Annotated in this window: 15 protein-coding genes; 6 read left to right on the forward strand and 9 right to left on the reverse strand. The window is 71.8% G+C overall.

All coding sequences use genetic code 11. The annotated features are described in order from the left end of the window. Positions 1-14: 14 nt before the first annotated feature. Positions 15-815 carry a 2OG-Fe(II)-dependent halogenase WelO5 family protein gene (locus ACQPZK_RS28470; RefSeq protein WP_433535847.1) on the reverse strand — a complete coding sequence of 267 codons (801 nt, stop codon included), beginning with the start codon at positions 813-815 and terminating at the stop codon, positions 15-17. A gap of 293 nt (positions 816-1108) precedes the next feature. Between ACQPZK_RS28470 and ACQPZK_RS28475 the strand changes: the two genes are divergently transcribed. Continuing rightward, positions 1109-1285 carry a hypothetical protein gene (locus tag ACQPZK_RS28475; RefSeq protein WP_433535848.1) on the forward strand — a complete coding sequence of 59 codons (177 nt, stop codon included), beginning with the start codon at positions 1109-1111 and terminating at the stop codon, positions 1283-1285. 42 nt (positions 1286-1327) lie between these two features. Here the strand turns inward: ACQPZK_RS28475 and ACQPZK_RS28480 are convergent, their stop codons facing one another. The 5 genes from ACQPZK_RS28480 to ACQPZK_RS28500 all read right to left on the reverse strand — a co-directional run bounded on the left by ACQPZK_RS28480 (position 1328) and on the right by ACQPZK_RS28500 (position 3796). Then, entirely contained in the window at positions 1328-1810 is a 483-nt protein-coding gene (locus tag ACQPZK_RS28480) for an SRPBCC family protein (RefSeq protein WP_433535849.1), read from the reverse strand. After that, positions 1810-2127, reverse strand: coding sequence for an ArsR/SmtB family transcription factor (locus ACQPZK_RS28485; RefSeq protein WP_433535850.1), 318 nt, complete (start codon positions 2125-2127; stop codon positions 1810-1812). The genes ACQPZK_RS28480 and ACQPZK_RS28485 overlap by 1 nt, the downstream gene beginning before the upstream one ends. Positions 2128-2190: 63 nt before the next feature. After that, positions 2191-2445, reverse strand: a complete 255-nt coding sequence (locus ACQPZK_RS28490) for a Smr/MutS family protein (protein ID WP_088987488.1) — start codon at positions 2443-2445, stop codon at positions 2191-2193. A 122-nt stretch (positions 2446-2567) separates the two neighbouring features. Continuing rightward, positions 2568-2936, reverse strand: coding sequence for a tetratricopeptide repeat protein (locus tag ACQPZK_RS28495; RefSeq protein WP_433535851.1), 369 nt, complete (start codon positions 2934-2936; stop codon positions 2568-2570). Between the two features lie 89 nt (positions 2937-3025). After that, positions 3026-3796, reverse strand: coding sequence for an ROK family protein (locus ACQPZK_RS28500; RefSeq protein WP_393215924.1), 771 nt, complete (start codon positions 3794-3796; stop codon positions 3026-3028). Between the two features lie 62 nt (positions 3797-3858). Between ACQPZK_RS28500 and ACQPZK_RS28505 the strand changes: the two genes are divergently transcribed. From ACQPZK_RS28505 to ACQPZK_RS28515, 3 genes are all read left to right on the forward strand, one after another. Next, positions 3859-5496 (forward strand): ABC-F family ATP-binding cassette domain-containing protein, encoded by a 1638-nt coding sequence (locus ACQPZK_RS28505; RefSeq protein ID WP_433535852.1) that lies wholly within the window; start codon positions 3859-3861, stop codon positions 5494-5496. Next, entirely contained in the window at positions 5496-5843 is a 348-nt protein-coding gene (locus ACQPZK_RS28510) for a hypothetical protein (protein ID WP_421473319.1), read from the forward strand. Before ACQPZK_RS28505 ends, ACQPZK_RS28510 begins: the two co-directional genes overlap by 1 nt. Positions 5844-6334: 491 nt before the next feature. Then, complete coding sequence (locus tag ACQPZK_RS28515) at positions 6335-7060, forward strand: methyltransferase domain-containing protein (RefSeq protein ID WP_433535853.1); 726 nt, start codon at positions 6335-6337, stop codon at positions 7058-7060. Here the strand turns inward: ACQPZK_RS28515 and ACQPZK_RS28520 are convergent. Then, entirely contained in the window at positions 7057-8064 is a 1008-nt protein-coding gene (locus ACQPZK_RS28520; RefSeq protein WP_433535854.1) for a LacI family DNA-binding transcriptional regulator, read from the reverse strand. The two genes, ACQPZK_RS28515 and ACQPZK_RS28520, sit on opposite strands and share 4 nt — an antisense overlap. A gap of 119 nt (positions 8065-8183) precedes the next feature. After that, on the reverse strand, positions 8184-9680 hold the full coding sequence (locus tag ACQPZK_RS28525; protein ID WP_433535855.1) for an amino acid permease: 1497 nt from the start codon (positions 9678-9680) through the stop codon (positions 8184-8186). Positions 9681-9878: 198 nt separating this feature from the next. On the opposite strand from ACQPZK_RS28525, the gene ACQPZK_RS28530 reads away from it, so the two are divergent. Both ACQPZK_RS28530 and ACQPZK_RS28535 read left to right on the forward strand, forming a co-directional pair. Continuing rightward, positions 9879-11525, forward strand: coding sequence for a family 10 glycosylhydrolase (locus tag ACQPZK_RS28530; protein ID WP_433535856.1), 1647 nt, complete (start codon positions 9879-9881; stop codon positions 11523-11525). A 177-nt stretch (positions 11526-11702) separates the two neighbouring features. Beyond that, the gene (locus ACQPZK_RS28535) at positions 11703-12242 is read left to right on the forward strand and encodes a phospholipase (protein ID WP_433535857.1); all 540 of its coding nucleotides are present in this window, start codon (positions 11703-11705) and stop codon (positions 12240-12242) included. 125 nt (positions 12243-12367) lie between these two features. On the opposite strand, the gene ACQPZK_RS28540 is transcribed toward ACQPZK_RS28535, so the two are convergent. Then, positions 12368-15190, reverse strand: a complete 2823-nt coding sequence (locus tag ACQPZK_RS28540; protein ID WP_433535858.1) for an ATP-binding protein — start codon at positions 15188-15190, stop codon at positions 12368-12370.

A 15190-nucleotide genomic window follows, 5' to 3' on the forward strand; every position in this document is an offset into this window, starting at 1 on the left:
GGAAACGCCCTTCGCTACGACCAGAGAGCCAGTCGACCGTCGTCGGTGAGCCCGACAAAGCATCCTATGGAGATTCGCCGGCCATCCGTCGCCGGACGCACCGTGTGATAGTGGCGCGGGTCGAAGAGGAATCCTTCTCCCAACGAGGGCCGCAACGTCAACGACTGCGCGTCGTCGGCCACCGACTCCCGATAGCCGTACCCGCCGGGGATCCGGAGGTCCTCGTCGCTCGGCTGCCACCGGCGACGCCACAGCACCGTCTCTCCGCCGGCCGGCGGCACCTGGACGTAGATGTTGAACGCCAACTGGGCCACCACCTCGGCGTCGAGCAGCCGACCGGCGTACTCCCGGACCGCGTCGTCGAAGTGCACCTGAAGGCCGGCGTTGATCTCACGGACGATGCCGACGTGCATCTGCCGGCCCAGCCGCCGCCCGGGCGACACGTCCGGCCAGGCGGCCCGGAACGCGGCCAGGCACAGCTCGCGGGGCGAATCCGGCAGGCCCAGCGTGGACCAGCCCTTCTCGGCGACGTCGGCCGCCGCCCAGTAGTCCTCGCGCAGGTCACCACCATCGCGGTGGTCGTTGATGGCCGGGCCGAACTTGGCGACGACGGGGAACACGCGACTCTCGTCGTAGCGGTCCATCTCCGCGTCGGCGAGCGCGGCGGTGATGGCGTGGCAGCGGGCGGCCGGCAGCAGACCCGGCACCCGGACGGCGGCGATCCGCCCGGCCACCAGACCGGCGACGTCCGCGCGGGTGATCGCTTCGGACTCGACGGCCACGAACAACGGATCGGTCCTGCTCGGTTGTCGCACGGCGGTCCTCTCGTATCGAAGATCCCTCAGCGGACCGGTCGCGCCTCCCGATCCGCGCACCGTGCAATGTAGCGAGCGCCGGCAACCGATCGTCACCATTGATCGTGGCGTATCCAGTGGACACTTTTGGCAGTTCCCGGGCCAGGTGGTGGAGGCGCCGTTACCATCGGCCCAACCGGGGGTACGACACCCGGAGCCGTACGGCGAACCAATTCCACCGATCGGAGAATGGTGGCGGCTCCCCGGCACGGTGGATGATGCGACTAGTTCGAATGCGGACGAGGAGTTCGATTATGGCTGGCGCCGGCCCGACCGATCTTGACGCGTACGTCGACCGCCTCGAGATGGCGCGTCGAATAGCCCGGGAAATGATCGAGTCCGACCACCTCGCGCTGGAGCTGGCGGTGCGGCAGCGCCCGCAGTGCTGGTCGCGGCGCCCGGTCGTGCACGCCTCCCGCACCGACGTTTAGCTCCCAGGCCGACCCGCACCTCACCCGCCGGCCCTGGCGCGACTAGCTGTCCTCGCCGAAGAGCGAGCGGTACCGGTCGAGGTACAGCGGCCAACCTTCGTCGGCGTCGACCCCGTCACGGACGGACTCCCAGCCGGGGCCATGCCGGTCAAGGTGCCGGTGCTCCAGCTCGACCCTGGTCCGGCTCGGGGTCTCGGCCACGAAGACGACCTCGACCTCGCTGGTGAGGTCCGGGTCGCTCTCGACCTGCCAGGTCGGTCCGATGTCCCAGCTGAAGACCACTCGGGTCGGCGGCTCGTACGCGAGAATCCGCGCCCATCGGCATTCGCTGCCGTCAGCGCCCCGGTCGTAGATGTGGCCGCCGACCCTGGGCTCGAAGACGGTCTCGACGATCGGGACCTGAAGCAGGTTGTGTTCGCGCGGCTTGACGTCGCCGAACCGCTCGGTGAACACGGCGAATGCCTTGTCGATCGGCGCGTTGACGACGACCTCCCGACGAACCACCGCTGTAGCTGCGTGCGTCATCAGTTCTCCTCGGTCTCCTCGACGACGGCCTGATAGCCGTCCAGCGCCCGGCGCCAGAAGGTGTCGAGCTGGTCCCGCAGAGCGGCCAGCCCGACCGGGCTGAGCCGGTAGACCCGGCGGGTGCCCTCCGAGTGGTCGACGACCAGGCCCGCGCCCTTGAGCACCTTGAGGTGTTGGGACACGGCCGGCCGGCTGATCGGCAGGTCGTCGGCCAGCTCGCCGACGGCACGGGGCCGCTCGGCCAGTCGTTGGACGATGGCGAGCCGGCTGGGATCACCCAGCGCCTCCCAGCCCGGGTGCACTCCGTAAGTCGCCACGAACGTAAGCTACGGCTTACTGATCCGGTCGTCAAGGCGGACCGCTGAAACGACCCCCTGCGGCTACTTCCAGCGGAAGTGGACGAAGAGGCGGCCGAAGTTCTTGGAGTCCTTCTCGACCCGGTGGTAGAGCTGCTTGACGTCCTTCTGGTCGAGGAACCGCAGCACCCGCTTCTTGAGCTGCCCCGAACCCTTGCCCGGGATGATCTCGACGAGGGTGGCCTTCTTCGCCACCGCCTCGTCCATGATCCCGCGCAGCGCGCGGTCGATGTCCTGGCCCTTGTTGAAGATGTCGTGCAGGTCCAGCTTGAGCTTCATGCCGCAGCCCCCGGCCGGTCAGGTCCCATGTCCGCCATCCTAGGCACGCCCGTCGGCCCACCCACCGGACGAACGAAGGGGCGGCCCGTAGGACCGCCCCTTCCTCGTCGCCAGTTCCGCGCTCAGCGTGTGCCGCCGACGCGGCTCTCCACCCGCTGGAGCGCGATCCGGTAGTCGTCGTTGGCCGCGTACATCGCCGCGGCGATCCGCAGGTGCCGCAGCGCGTCGGTGTGCCGGTTCAGCCGCTCCAGCGTCCGGCCCAGCACGTGGTGCGCATAGTGGTCGCTCGGGTCCCGGTCGATCAGTTCCCGCAACTGCTCCTCGGCCCGGTTGAGCTGGGCCGACTGGAAGTACGCCCGGGCCAGCAGCTGCCGGACGGCCGCGTTGCCGGGCTCGACGTCCACGATCGGCTCCAGCAGTCGGGCCGCTCCGCTCGGGTCACCGGTCTCGAAGAACATGGTCGCCCGCCGGTAGTCCGCCAGAAGATCCATCTGCCCACCTCCTCGGGTCGCGCCGTCACCTGTTCCGACGCTGGCACAACACTCGGCGTTTGGCGACTGTTCCCCGGGTCCAAACAGGGTCAGGCGCGGGCGTCGCGACGTCCGGCGGACAGCTCCCAGGCCCGGACGCCACCGACGATTCCGGCCGTGTTGGGCACCACCACCACGTCGTCGCCCATGCGGGCGAGCTGCTCCGGCCGGATCAGTCGGGAGTTGCCCCCGCCCAGGTAGAGCCGGTCCCACCGGAACACCGGACGCAGCCCGTCGACCACCTGTCGGATGCGGCGAGACCAGAAGGCGTCGCCGAGCCGTCGCCGCTCCGGCTCGCCCACGTACGTGTCATAGGTCGTGCCCCAGCGCACCGGCGCGTGGGACAACTCCAGGTGCGGCGCGAGGACACCGCCGTCGAAGAGGGCGCTGCCCAATCCCGTCCCCAACGTCAACACGAGTTCACACCCCGTGCCCGCCACCACACCCGCGCCGTGCACCTCGGCGTCGTTGAGCACGAGCGCCGGCACCCCGAACGCGTCGGCCAGCGCGCCCCGCGCGTCCCAGCCGGACCACTCGGCCAGCAGGTCCGGGTCGACCCGGGACCGGGGCCCGCTGCGGGTGACGTAGTGCGGGGTGGCCACCACGACGCCGTGCCGGATCATCCCGGGGACGCCGACGGTCAGCCGGTCGGCCGTGGGCAGCCGGCCACCGAGGTCGAGCAGGGTCCGCACGAACAGGGCGGGCGGCAGCGGGTACGGGGTCGGCACCCGCAGCGGTCGGGCGCGCATCGTGCCGGCCTCGTCGAGCACCGACGCCTTGATGCCGCCGCCGCCGCAGTCGATCGCCAGTGTGGTCACCACGTCATGGAGTCTGCCCGCTGGCGGCCGTTCTCATGCGGGCGGCCCGATAGGCTGCCGTCCTGATGAGCGCCACGATGATCGTCAAGGACCTGGCCGCCGGGCACGGCGACCGCCCCCTCTTCTCCGGGCTGGACCTGGTGGTCGCCCCGGGCGACGTGGTCGGCCTGGTCGGGCCGAACGGGGCCGGGAAGTCGACGCTGCTGCGTACCCTCGCCGGGTTGTTGCCGGTCGAGGCCGGCAGCGTGCGACTCAGCCCGCCCACCGCGAGCGTCGGGCACCTGCCGCAGGAGCCGGAGCGGCGGCCGGGCGAGACGGTACGGGAGTTCCTGGCCCGCCGGACCGGGGTGACCGGCGCGCAGGCGGCGCTGGACGCGGCGACCGAGGCGCTGACGGCCGGGGCGGCGGGCGCCGACGACGCGTACGGCGACGCGCTGGAGCGCTGGCTCGCCCTCGGCGGCGCGGACCTCGACGAACGCGCGGACCAGGTGAGCGCCGATCTGGGGCTCACGGTCGACCTGGACCACCTGATGACCGGGCTCTCCGGCGGGCAGGCGGCTCGGGCGGGGTTGGCGTCGCTGCTGCTCAGCCGGTACGACGTCTTCCTGCTCGACGAGCCGACCAACGACCTGGACCTGGCCGGCCTGGAGCGGCTGGAGGAGTTCGTCACCGGGCTGCGGGCCGGCACGGTGCTGGTCAGCCACGACCGGGAGTTCCTGACCCGCACGGTGACCCGGGTGCTGGAGCTGGACCTGCCGCAGCAGCAGGTCAACCACTACGGCGGCGGTTACGCGGCCTATCTGGAGGAGCGCGAGGTGGCGCGTCGGCACGCCCGCGCGGACTACGAGGAGTACGCCGAGACGAAGGCCGGGCTGGAGGCGCGCGCCCGTACCCAGCGCGGCTGGATGGAGAAGGGCGTGAAGAACGCCCGCCGCAAGGCCACCGACAACGACAAGATCGGCCGCAAACTGCGAGCCGAGTCGAGCGAGAAGCAGGCCGCCAAGGCCAAGCAGACCGACCGGCTGATCGAACGACTCGAGGTGGTCGAGGAGCCCCGCAAGGAGTGGGAGCTGCGGATGGAGATCGCCGCCGCGCCCCGCGCCGGCGCGGTCGTGGCCACGCTGCGCAACGCGGTGGTACGCCGGGGCGACTTCACGCTCGGGCCGGTCGACCTCCAGATCGGCTGGGCGGACCGGGTGGCGGTGACCGGGGCGAACGGCTCCGGCAAGTCCACCCTGCTGGCCGCGCTGCTGGGGCGGCTCCCGCTGGACGAGGGGACCGCCTCGCTCGGTCCGGGCGTGGTGATCGGTGAGGTGGACCAGGCCCGGGGGTTGTTCCTCGGCGACGCGCCGCTGATCGACGCGTTCCAGGCCGCCGTACCGCACCTGTCGCCGGCGGACGCACGGACCCTGCTGGCCAAGTTCGGTCTACGCGCGGCGCACGTCCCTCGGCCGGCGGCGACCCTCTCGCCCGGCGAGCGGACCCGGGCGGCGTTGGCCCTGCTCCAGGGCCGTGGGGTCAACCTGCTCGTGCTGGACGAGCCGACCAACCACCTGGACCTGCCCGCCATCGAACAGCTCGAATCGGCGCTGGCCAGCTACCCCGGAACGCTGCTGCTGGTCACCCACGACCGGCGGATGCTGGCCGCCGTCGAGACCAACCGGCGGCTGCGGGTCGAGGCCGGGCGGATCGCCGAGGATTGATGCGGGCCCGCGGGCCGGCGCGGGGTGAGAATGACGCCATGCTCAAGTGGGAGTACGCCCTGCTGGTCCGCCGCCGCCAGGCGGCGACCAACGACCTCGGCTGGGAGGTCGTCTTCGTCTGGTACGGCCCGGACGGCTCGATGGTCGACGTGACGCCGTACGGCGACACGTCGCTGGCCCACCTCAACCGGGCCGGCGACCAGGGCTGGGAGCTGGTCGCGATGAGCGAGGACCCGTCGCTGCCCGGCAACCACGAACTGCACCGCTACCACCTCAAGCGGCCGAAGCCCGCCGCTCCCCCGCCCCGCCAGCGGATGCGGGGAGGCCGCCGCACCCTGTCGGGCTGACCCCCGACGGCGTTGGACCGGAGCGCCGGGCCTCGGACCCGAAGCGCGGGCCCGGACCGGAGCGCCGGGCCTCGGACCCGAAGCGCGGGCCCGGACCGGAGCGCCGGGCCTCGGACCCGAAGCGCGGGCCCGGACCGAAGCGCGGGCCCGGACCGAAGCGCGGGCCCGGACCGAAGCGCGGGCCCGGACCGAAGCGCGGGCCCGGACCGAAGCGCGGGCCCGGACCGAAGCGCGGGCCCGGACCGAAGCGCGGGCCCGGACCGAAGCGCGGGCCCGGACCGAAGCGCGGGCCCGGACCGAAGCGCGGGCCCGGACCGAAGCGCGGCACTCCAGTGAGAGTGATGACTGTGCGGCATCTTGATGCCGCACAGTCATCAGGCTCAACGGGTAGGTACTTCGGGATACGGCGACACGCCCCTCGGCAGTCGCGCGACGGCGAAACGGGAATACCGGGCGCGTAGGCGGGTAACGCGCGGCGGGAGGTGGCCCGAATGGTCGCTTTGGCACAAACTCCGCCCTCGGCCGACCGGCTGCGGTTGATCGACGAATTCCTCGCGCAGGCGTGGGCGGACCAGGTCCGGCACGATGACCGGCTCCGGAGCCTGGCCGTCGAGGTCCGGTTCGACCGGGGGGTCGCCCACCTCAGCGGGGAGGTGGCCGAGCCGGCGGACCTACGGCTGGTACGGGACCTGGTGGGGCGGCTGGCCGGCGTCTACGGCGTCTGGTGCAGGGTCGGTGTCGGCGGACGGGCGCCGGTGGTGGTCGACCTCGGCTGCGGGCCGACCAAGCAGTGGTCGGGCAACCTCGGGCTGGACATTTATCCCGCACCGGGGGTGGACGCGGTGGCGGACCTCTCCGGCTCGCTGCCGCTGGCCGACAACTCGGTGGACGTCCTGTTCGCGGTGCACATCCTGGAGCACCTGATCGATTTCCTGCCCCTGGTGGACGAGTGTCACCGCGTACTCCGGCCGGGTGGTGTCCTGCATGTGATGAGCCCCTGGTGGGGGCATGTCAACGCGGTGGCCGATCCGACGCACGTCCGACTGATGGACGTGCAGACCTTCAAGGGGATCTGCCAGCTCCGACCGCCGGGCACCCCGCGGTGGTACCCGCTGCACGCCGGGTGCGACGGCGCGTCGATCTTCGCCGACCTGACGCCTCTCCCCGCCAATGCCGAGCCCGCATCGAACCCCCACCTGGCCCGCTTCTTCGACTAGACCCTGGTGGAGGATTCGCGGATTTCCAGGTGGTACGAAGCTTTCAGCGCGCGGGCGGGGGCGGCGCTATCGCCGTCGAGGCGACCGGCGAGGAGTTCGACGGCCAGCCGGGCGATCTGCTCCTTGTCGGGGGCGACGGTGCTCAGCGTGGGGACCGCGAAACGCCCGTCCTCGATGTCGTCGAAGCCGACCACCGCCACGTCCTCGGGCACGCGCAGGCCCGCCTCGTGCAGGGCACGCAGGGCACCGAGGGCGAGCGTGTCGTTGAAGCAGAACACGGCGTCGGGGCGTACCCCCGTGGTGAGCAGGCCGCGCATCGCGGCCGCGCCGTCGGCGCGGTGCCAGGCCGTCGCGGACGCCACGAGGGCTTCGTCGTAGGCCAGGCCGGCAGCGCGCAGCGCCTCGATGTAGCCGGCCAGCCGGAGGCGGGCGCTGGCGCCCTCGTCGGTGCGCTGCGCGCCGACCGCCGCGATGCGGCGGCGGCCGAGCCGGATCAGGTGGTCGGTGATCTCCCGGGCGGCGGTGACGTTGTCGATCACCACGCGGTCGGCGGGGCCGTGGTCGACGCGCTCGCCGAGCAGCACCATCGGGGTGCCGTCGAGGCTGGCCAGATCCTCCGCCGTGAGCCCCAGCGGGCTGACGATGAGCCCGTCGATCAGGTGGTCGGTGATGCCGGAGGCGACGACCCGCTCCTGCTCACGCCGGCCGCCGGTCTGGTCGATGAGCACGGTCCAGCCGTACTCGGCGGCGGCGGTGACGACGTGCCGGGCGAGTTCGGCGAAGTACGGGATGTCGAGTTCCGGCACCGCCAGGGCGATCACCCCGGTCCGCCCCTTGCGCAGGTGACGGGCCGAGAGGTTGGGCCGGTAGTTCAGCTCGGCGATGGCCTCCTCGACACGGGCGCGGGTGTCCGGACGGACGTGCACGTAGCCGTTCACCACGTTGGAGACGGTCTTCACCGAGACGCCGGCCCGCTCGGCCACGTCCTTGAGCCTGTGTCGCACCCCGCAACCTCCCCGATGTGACCCAGCGCACCCTACCTCGCTCTACAACGTTGCAGAAGAGGCCCGGCACACGCGAAAGGGCCCCCGCGAGGCGAGGGCCCTGAGGCGTGCCGGAGGGGTCAGGCGCTCGGCTCGCGCTGCTCCGGCGCGACGGCCGGTTCGTGGCGGGCGAGGCGGTTGCGGCGGTAGCCGTAGCCGAAGTAGATGATCGCGCCGAGCAGCATCCAGGCCAGGAACCGCAGCCAGGTCTCCACGGACAGGTTGAGCATCAGGTAGAGGCAGGCGACCGCCGAGACGATCGGCAGCACCGGCGAGAACGGCACCCGGAACGGCCGGTCCAGGTCCGGACGCTTGCGGCGCAGGATCGGCACGGCGATCGAGACCAGCACGAACGCGCAGAGCGCGCCGATGCTGACCAGGTCGGCCAGAGCGGAGAGCGGCAGGAAGCCGGCCAGCAGCGCGACCGCCACCGTCATGATCGCCGAGATCCGGTACGGGGTGCCCCAGCGCGGGTGCACGGCCGCGATCGAGGGCGGGATCAGCCCGTCCCGGGCGATGGCGAAGCCGATCCGGCCCATCGCCACCAGGTCGACCAGGATGACGCTGGTCAGGCCGGCGACCGCCGCGATGGAGACGAGTACGGCCGCCCAGCCCGCGCCGACCGACTCGAAGGCCGACGCGATCGGGGCGCCCCGGTCGATCTCGGTGTAGGGCACCATGCCGACGACCACCAGCGAGACGCCGATGTAGAGCACGGTGGAGATCAGCAGCGTACCGAGCAGGCCCAGGGTGAGGTCCCGCTTGGGCTTGCGGGTCTCCTCCCCCAGGTTGGCGACGGCCTCGAAGCCGGTGTACGCGAAGAAGACCACCGCGGCGGCGCTGAGCACCCCGACGAAGCCGAAGACCGACGGCTCCAACCCGAACAGCGCCTGCGTCACCGGCTGTTTGATGCCGTCGTCGCCGCTGCCGGCGGGCTCGGCCGGCGGGATGAACGGGGTGAGGTTGGCGGCCTTGACGAAGAACAGGCCGGCGACCACCACGAAGACGCAGATGGCGACCTTGACCAGCACCAGCAGGTTGGTGATCCGGGCCGATTCCCGGATGCCGACGATGGCGACGATGCCGAGGATCAGCACGATGGCGATGGCGCCGACGTTGACGACGCTGCCCTCCTCGCCGAACCACCGAGTCGGCAGGTCGAGCAGTTCGGCCAGGTAACCGGACCAGCCGCGGGCCACCACCGCCGCGCCGAGCGCGAACTCCAGGAGCAGGTCCCAGCCGATGATCCAGGCGACGATCTCGCCCATCGTGGCGTACGCGTAGGTGTAGGCGCTGCCGGCGGTCGGCACGCTGGAGGCCAACTCGGCGTAGCAGAGGGCGGCGAGCAGGGCCACCACGCCGGCGATGCCGAAGGAGATCACCACGCCTGGTCCGGCGCTGTCGCGGGCCTCGATGCCGGTGAGCGTGAAGATGCCGGTGCCGATCACGATGCCGATGCCGAAGCCGGTGAGGTCGAGGGCGCCGAGTCGCCTCTTGAGGCCGATTCCGCCGTCGCTGCCGTCCGCCTCGCCCTGGGCTATGACGTCCTTGATCGGTTTGGTTCGCAGCACGGACATGCGCTCACCCCTTCACACCGTGTGACCACCACCGTGGCGGCCGGTGACCGCCGTTGCTACCCAGCGGGACGAATGGTCAACCACGAACACTTGCGGCGGCGGCGCGATTGTGAAAATTTCCTTCTGTACTCAGATAGGTAGCGGCGAATCTTGCCGCGTCCGGACTGCACCGGGAGCCCCAACGAAGGGACATACCGCATGAAAGCACTCCGCCTCACCGCCGCCGGCCTGGCCGCGATTCTGCTCGGCTCACTCGCCGCCGCCACCCCCGCGAACGCCACCACCCCCTCCGCTGCCGCCTGTGCCACCAACCCGGCCACCCCCAAGCGACAGTTCCGGGCCATGTGGATCTCGTCGGTGGTCAACATCGACTGGCCCAGCAAGGCCTCCCAGACCAGCCCGGACCGGGTCGCCGCCCAGCAGGCCGAGTACCGCGGGCTGCTGGACCTCGCCGAACGACTGCACCACAACGCGGTCGTCGTGCAGGTCCGCCCCACGGCGGACGCGCTCTGGCCGTCGGCGTACGAGCCGTGGTCGGAGTACCTCACCGGGGTGCGCGGCCAGGACCCCGGCTGGGACCCGCTGGCCTTCCTCGTCGAGGAGTCGCACCGGCGCAACCTCGAATTCCACGCCTGGTTCAACCCGTACCGCGTCTCCATGCCGGCGCCCGGCGGCGCCGGCGCCGACCTCGGCCAGCTCGCGCCCGGGCACCCGGCCCGGCAGCACCCTGACTGGACCTTCGCCTATCCGCCGGCCGGCGTCGCCGGCAGCCGGCTCTACTACAACCCCGGGATCCCCGAGGTCCGCGAGTTCGTCCAGACCGCGATGATGGACGCGGTCCAGCGGTACGACATCGACGGCGTCCACTTCGACGACTACTTCTACCCCTATCCCAGCGGCACCCACCAGGTACCCGACGACGCCACCTTCGCGACGTACAACCGGGGCTTCACCGATCGGGCCGACTGGCGGCGGGACAACATCAACCTGCTGATCCAGGAGATGAACAGCAAGATCAAGGCGGCGAAGCCGTGGGTGAAGTTCGGGGTGAGCCCGTTCGGCATCTGGCGCAACGCCAGCGCCGACCCGCTCGGCTCGGACACCACCGGCAGCCAGTCGTACGACATCATCTCCGCCGACACCCGGAAGTGGATCAAGCAGGAGTGGATCGACTACGTCGTGCCGCAGCTCTACTGGTACATCGGTCAGTACCCGGCGGCCGACTACGCGCGACTCGTGCCGTGGTGGGCCGAGACGGTCCGCGGCACCCGGGTACAGCTCTACATCGGCCAGGCCGACTACAAGAGCGGCGATCCGGCGTACGGGCCGTACTGGCAGAACCCGCGTGAGCTGTCCGACCACCTGACGCTCAACCGGTCGTACCCGGAGGTGCAGGGCAACGTGCACTTTTCCGCCGTTCAGGTACGGGCCAACCGGCTCGGCGCCACCGACATCTACGCGGCCGAGCACTACTCGCGTCCCGCGCTCGTGCCGGCCATGCCGCACCTGCCGGCGAAGCCGCTGCTCCCGCCGGTCGTCACCCGGGTCGCCCGGCAGGCCGACGGGGTACGGCTGACCTGGCGTCAGCCCGCCGACGGCAAGGGCCCCCTGGGCACGGCCACCTCGTACGCGATCTACCGGTTCGACGGGACCACGCTGCCCGGCCAGTGCGCCACGGCGGACGCCACACACCTGGTCGACACCGTCCGGGCCGCCTCCGGCGGCACCCAGTCCTGGGTGGACACGTCGGCCGAACCCGGCCGCCGTTACACGTACCAGCTGACCGCGCTGGACCGGACGGCCAACGAGAGCCCGACCAGCCCGCCGGCGTTCCTGCTGCGCTGACCAGGTCCGATGACTGCCCCGGGCGCACCAGCGCCCGGGGCATTGGTCTGTTTCAACGCATGTCACCAATAGTTGGCGAGGCGCATACCGGTCAGTTGATCAGTTGATCGAAACTTGTCGACATCCGGTGACCAGCCGGTAACTTCCGTCCCACCGCACACCCCGCGGAGGTAAACCGTGCCCCGACGTCTCGCCACCCTGCTCGCCTCAGGCTCGCTCGCGCTGCTCGCCACCCTCGTCATCGCCTCCCCCGCCGCCGCCGTCACCCCCGCCGAGAAGCTGTCCGTGCTGTCGAGCTGGACCCAGACCAGCGCGTCCAGCTACAACTCCTGGAACAGCGCCCGCCTCAACCGGGCCCCCTGGGCCGAGTACAACTTCGTCTGGTCCACCGACTACTGCTCGTCCAGCCCGGACAACCCGCTCGGCTTCACCTTCAACCTGGGCTGCTACCGGCACGACTTCGGCTACCGCAACTACAAGGCGGTCGGCCAGTTCTCCGCCAACAAGGCCCGCCTCGACAGCGCCTTCTACGCGGACCTGAAGCGGGTCTGCGCCACGTACAACGCGGTCGTCCGCCCGGCCTGCTACAGCCTGGCCTGGACCTACTACCAGGCGGTCCACGTCTTCGGCTCGGTCGCCGCCGTCCAACAGGCCGACATCGACCGAGCCGCCCAAATGAAGGCGAAAGCCGAATCCCAAGCCCGCACCCAGGCCTGACCCCACCCCACCCCACCCCCCTTTCAGCGGTGATCAAGAGGTTGGCGTCAGCGGACGCCCGAAATCTGACGCCAACCTCTTGATCAACAAGGCTGAGGGGTGGGGGCGAGGCGGGGGTGGGGGGGTTAGGCGTGTTCGGTTTTTGTGGCCGGGTGTTGGGGTGGGGCGGGTTGGGAGAGTTCGGTGCTGAAGCGGGTCGAGTCCGCAGCCAGGTCCGGATGTTCCACGTCGAGCGCGAGCGCGACCGCCTCGTCCAGGCTCAACTCGGCGCCCTCCGCGTACGCGTCGTCGAACGCCCCGTCGCCCATCATCGCCCGCAGTTCCGCCTGCTGATCGGCCCAGTAACCGCCGTAGATGCCCGGTGTCGCCCGCATGCTCGCCCGGGTCACCTGCGCCGCCCCGAACAGCCGCGCGGCGGTCAACCGGTTCCCACCGAGCGCGCACCGCACCGCTATCGCGTTCAGGGTGTCGCAGGCCCGGCCGTGGTAGCCGTGCCCCATCCGGGACCGCAACGCCACGAGCAGGTGCTCGTGCGCGGCGATCACGTCGCCCCGGGCCAGCGCGACCATCCCGAGCAGCATGTCCACCGAACGCCGACCCCGCTCGACCGGACGGGCGGCCTCCACCGGACGCGCCGCGCCCAGCAGGTCCGCCGCCTCTGCCAGCGCGCCCCGCCGCCAGAGCAGCTCGGCCAGGCTGAACACCGCGAACAGCGCCTCGCCCACCACGTCCTGCCCGTGCGCCCAGTCGATGACCTCTCGGCAGACCCGCTCGGCCTCGAAGAACTGGCCCATGTCCACAAGGGGCGCGGCCCGCCCGGCGAGCACCCGGGCCAGCAGACCGGCGTCACCGGCCTGCCGGGCGGCGGCCTCCGCCCGCTGCGAGTACCGCAACTCCTCTGCGAACTCGCCGTCGGCGCCGGCGTGCAGCGAGTGCATGTGGTACGCCGCCGCCAGCTCCGCGTCCGGAATGCGCTCGCCCGTCTCGGCGATCCGTCCGTACAGCCGGAACAGCCAGAGTCGACCCTCCCGCGCCAGCCCTCGCTCACGCCACCACTGGTCCAGCCCGCCGGTGAGACGCAGACCGGCACGGGCGCTGCCCCCGGTGGCGCACCAGCGCAGCGCGGCCCGCAACTCGTCGGCCAGCGGATCGAGGGTGTAGAGCGACAGCGTCACGGGTCGCCCGTCCGGGCCGAGGTGCGCCCGTTCCAGGGCGTGCGCCGACCACGCCACGTGTCGGTCCCGGGCGGCCTGCTCCTCACCCGCCTCGGCCAGCCGCCGCGCCGCGTACGCCCGGATCGGGTCGAGCATCCGGTACGAGCTGCCGGCAGCCCGGGGCTCGGCCAAGACCATCGACTTGTCCACCAGCACCGACAGCGGATCCAGCGGGTCGTCGCCCAGCAGCCACTCCACCGTCGGCAGGTCCACCGGTCCGGCGAAGACGGCCATCCAGCGCAACAGCCGCGCGGCCCGTGGCCCCAACGTCCGGTACGACCAGGTGACGGTGGCCTGCATGGTGAGGTGCCGTTCGGTGGCCGACCGCTGCACGGCCCGGGTCGCCGGGGTCGGCGGCGGGGTGCCGATCGCCGCGGCCACCAGGTCCACGGTGTCCTGCTGGTTGCCCGACCAGCCCCGCTCCACCGGCGGCGGTTCCGGGTCCTCCCGGCCGGCGTCCAGGGTGCCGAGGACGTCGTCCAGCCGTTCGGCGAGCTGACCCACGGAGAGCACCCGCAGCCGGGCGGCCGCCAACTCGATGGCGAGGGGCAGCCCGTCCAACCGCTGCACCACCCGCCGCAGGTCGGCCGACTCGGCCGGGTCCGGCTGACGGCCGCCACGGGCCGCCGCCGTACGGTCCAGCAGCAGCGCGACCGCGTCGCTCTCCGCGCCGTCGGCACGCCTGTCGACCGAGAGCGGCGGGATCCGCCACACCACCTCGCCGGGCAGGCTGAACGACTCGCGGCTGGTCGCCAGCACCCGCACGCCACCCCCACCGGAGAGCAGCCGCGAGATGACCTCGCCGCAGGCGGCCGGTTGCGTGTCGCAGGTGTCCAGCACGACCAGCATCCGGCGGGCCGCGGCGTACTCGACGAGCGTGTCCAGCATCGGGCGGCCCGGCTCGGGCCGCAGCCCGAGCACCGCCGCGATCGCGAACGCCACCAACCCCGGGTCGGTCACCGCGGCGATGTCGACGAACCAGACCCCGTCGGGGTACGCCTCGACCACGCCGCCGGCCAGCTCCACGGCCAGTCGGGTCTTCCCCGCGCCGCCCGCGCCCAGCACCGTGACCAACCGGTGCCGCTCCACCAGCGCGCTCAGCTCGGCGCGCTCGATCTGCCGCCCGACGAACGAGGTCACCTGGGTCGGCAGGTTGTGCGCCACCGCCTCGGCGGTACGCGGGCGGGGGAACTGCCGTTCCAGCCCGGGAGCGACCAGTTGGAACAGTCGCTCCCGGTCGTCGAAGCCGCGCAGCCGGTGCAGGCCCAGGTCCAGCAGGGTGGCGCCCGGTGGCAGCGGCTCGGCCCGACGGGCCGTGGACGCCGAGCAGAGCACCTGGCCACCGTGGGCCGCCGCGGCCACCCGGGCGGCGCGGTGCACCTCGGGGCTGGCGTACTCGCCGTCGCGGGGTTCGGCGTAGCCGGTGTGCAGGCCCATCCGCACCCGGGGCGCGGCCTCCTCGGTCGGCCAGTCGTGGTTCGCCAGGGCCCGCTGGGCGGTCAGGCAGGCCGTCAGCGCCGCCGCCGCGTCGTCGAACGCCAGGAAGAACGAGTCGCCCTCGGTCAACAGTTCGGCACCACCGGTGGCGGCCAGGGTACGGCGCAGCAACCGTCGATGCTCGGCGAGCACCGGGCGGTAGTCCGCGCCGAGCAACTGGGCCAGCCGGGTCGAGCCCTCGATGTCGGTGAACACGAAGGTCACCCAACCGCTCGGGAGCTGGATCCGTGGCGACAT

Source organism: Micromonospora sp. CA-249363 (genome assembly GCF_050950185.1).
Taxonomy (GTDB): domain Bacteria; phylum Actinomycetota; class Actinomycetes; order Mycobacteriales; family Micromonosporaceae; genus Micromonospora.

Bases quoted from the DNA above. Each gene is read 5' to 3' on its own strand.
- ACQPZK_RS28495 (WP_433535851.1), bottom strand. From the start codon at position 2,936: ATGGATCTTCTGGCGGACTACCGGCGGGCGACCATGTTCTTCGAGACC.
- ACQPZK_RS28515 (WP_433535853.1), top strand. From the start codon at position 6,335: ATGGTCGCTTTGGCACAAACTCCGCCCTCGGCCGACCGGCTGCGGTTG.
- ACQPZK_RS28525 (WP_433535855.1), bottom strand. From the start codon at position 9,680: ATGTCCGTGCTGCGAACCAAACCGATCAAGGACGTCATAGCCCAGGGC.
- ACQPZK_RS28530 (WP_433535856.1), top strand. From the start codon at position 9,879: ATGAAAGCACTCCGCCTCACCGCCGCCGGCCTGGCCGCGATTCTGCTC.
- ACQPZK_RS28480 (WP_433535849.1), bottom strand. From the start codon at position 1,810: ATGACGCACGCAGCTACAGCGGTGGTTCGTCGGGAGGTCGTCGTCAAC.
- ACQPZK_RS28490 (WP_088987488.1), bottom strand. From the start codon at position 2,445: ATGAAGCTCAAGCTGGACCTGCACGACATCTTCAACAAGGGCCAGGAC.
- ACQPZK_RS28505 (WP_433535852.1), top strand. From the start codon at position 3,859: ATGAGCGCCACGATGATCGTCAAGGACCTGGCCGCCGGGCACGGCGAC.
- ACQPZK_RS28510 (WP_421473319.1), top strand. From the start codon at position 5,496: ATGCGGGCCCGCGGGCCGGCGCGGGGTGAGAATGACGCCATGCTCAAG.
- ACQPZK_RS28540 (WP_433535858.1), bottom strand. From the start codon at position 15,190: ATGTCGCCACGGATCCAGCTCCCGAGCGGTTGGGTGACCTTCGTGTTC.
- ACQPZK_RS28475 (WP_433535848.1), top strand. From the start codon at position 1,109: ATGGCTGGCGCCGGCCCGACCGATCTTGACGCGTACGTCGACCGCCTC.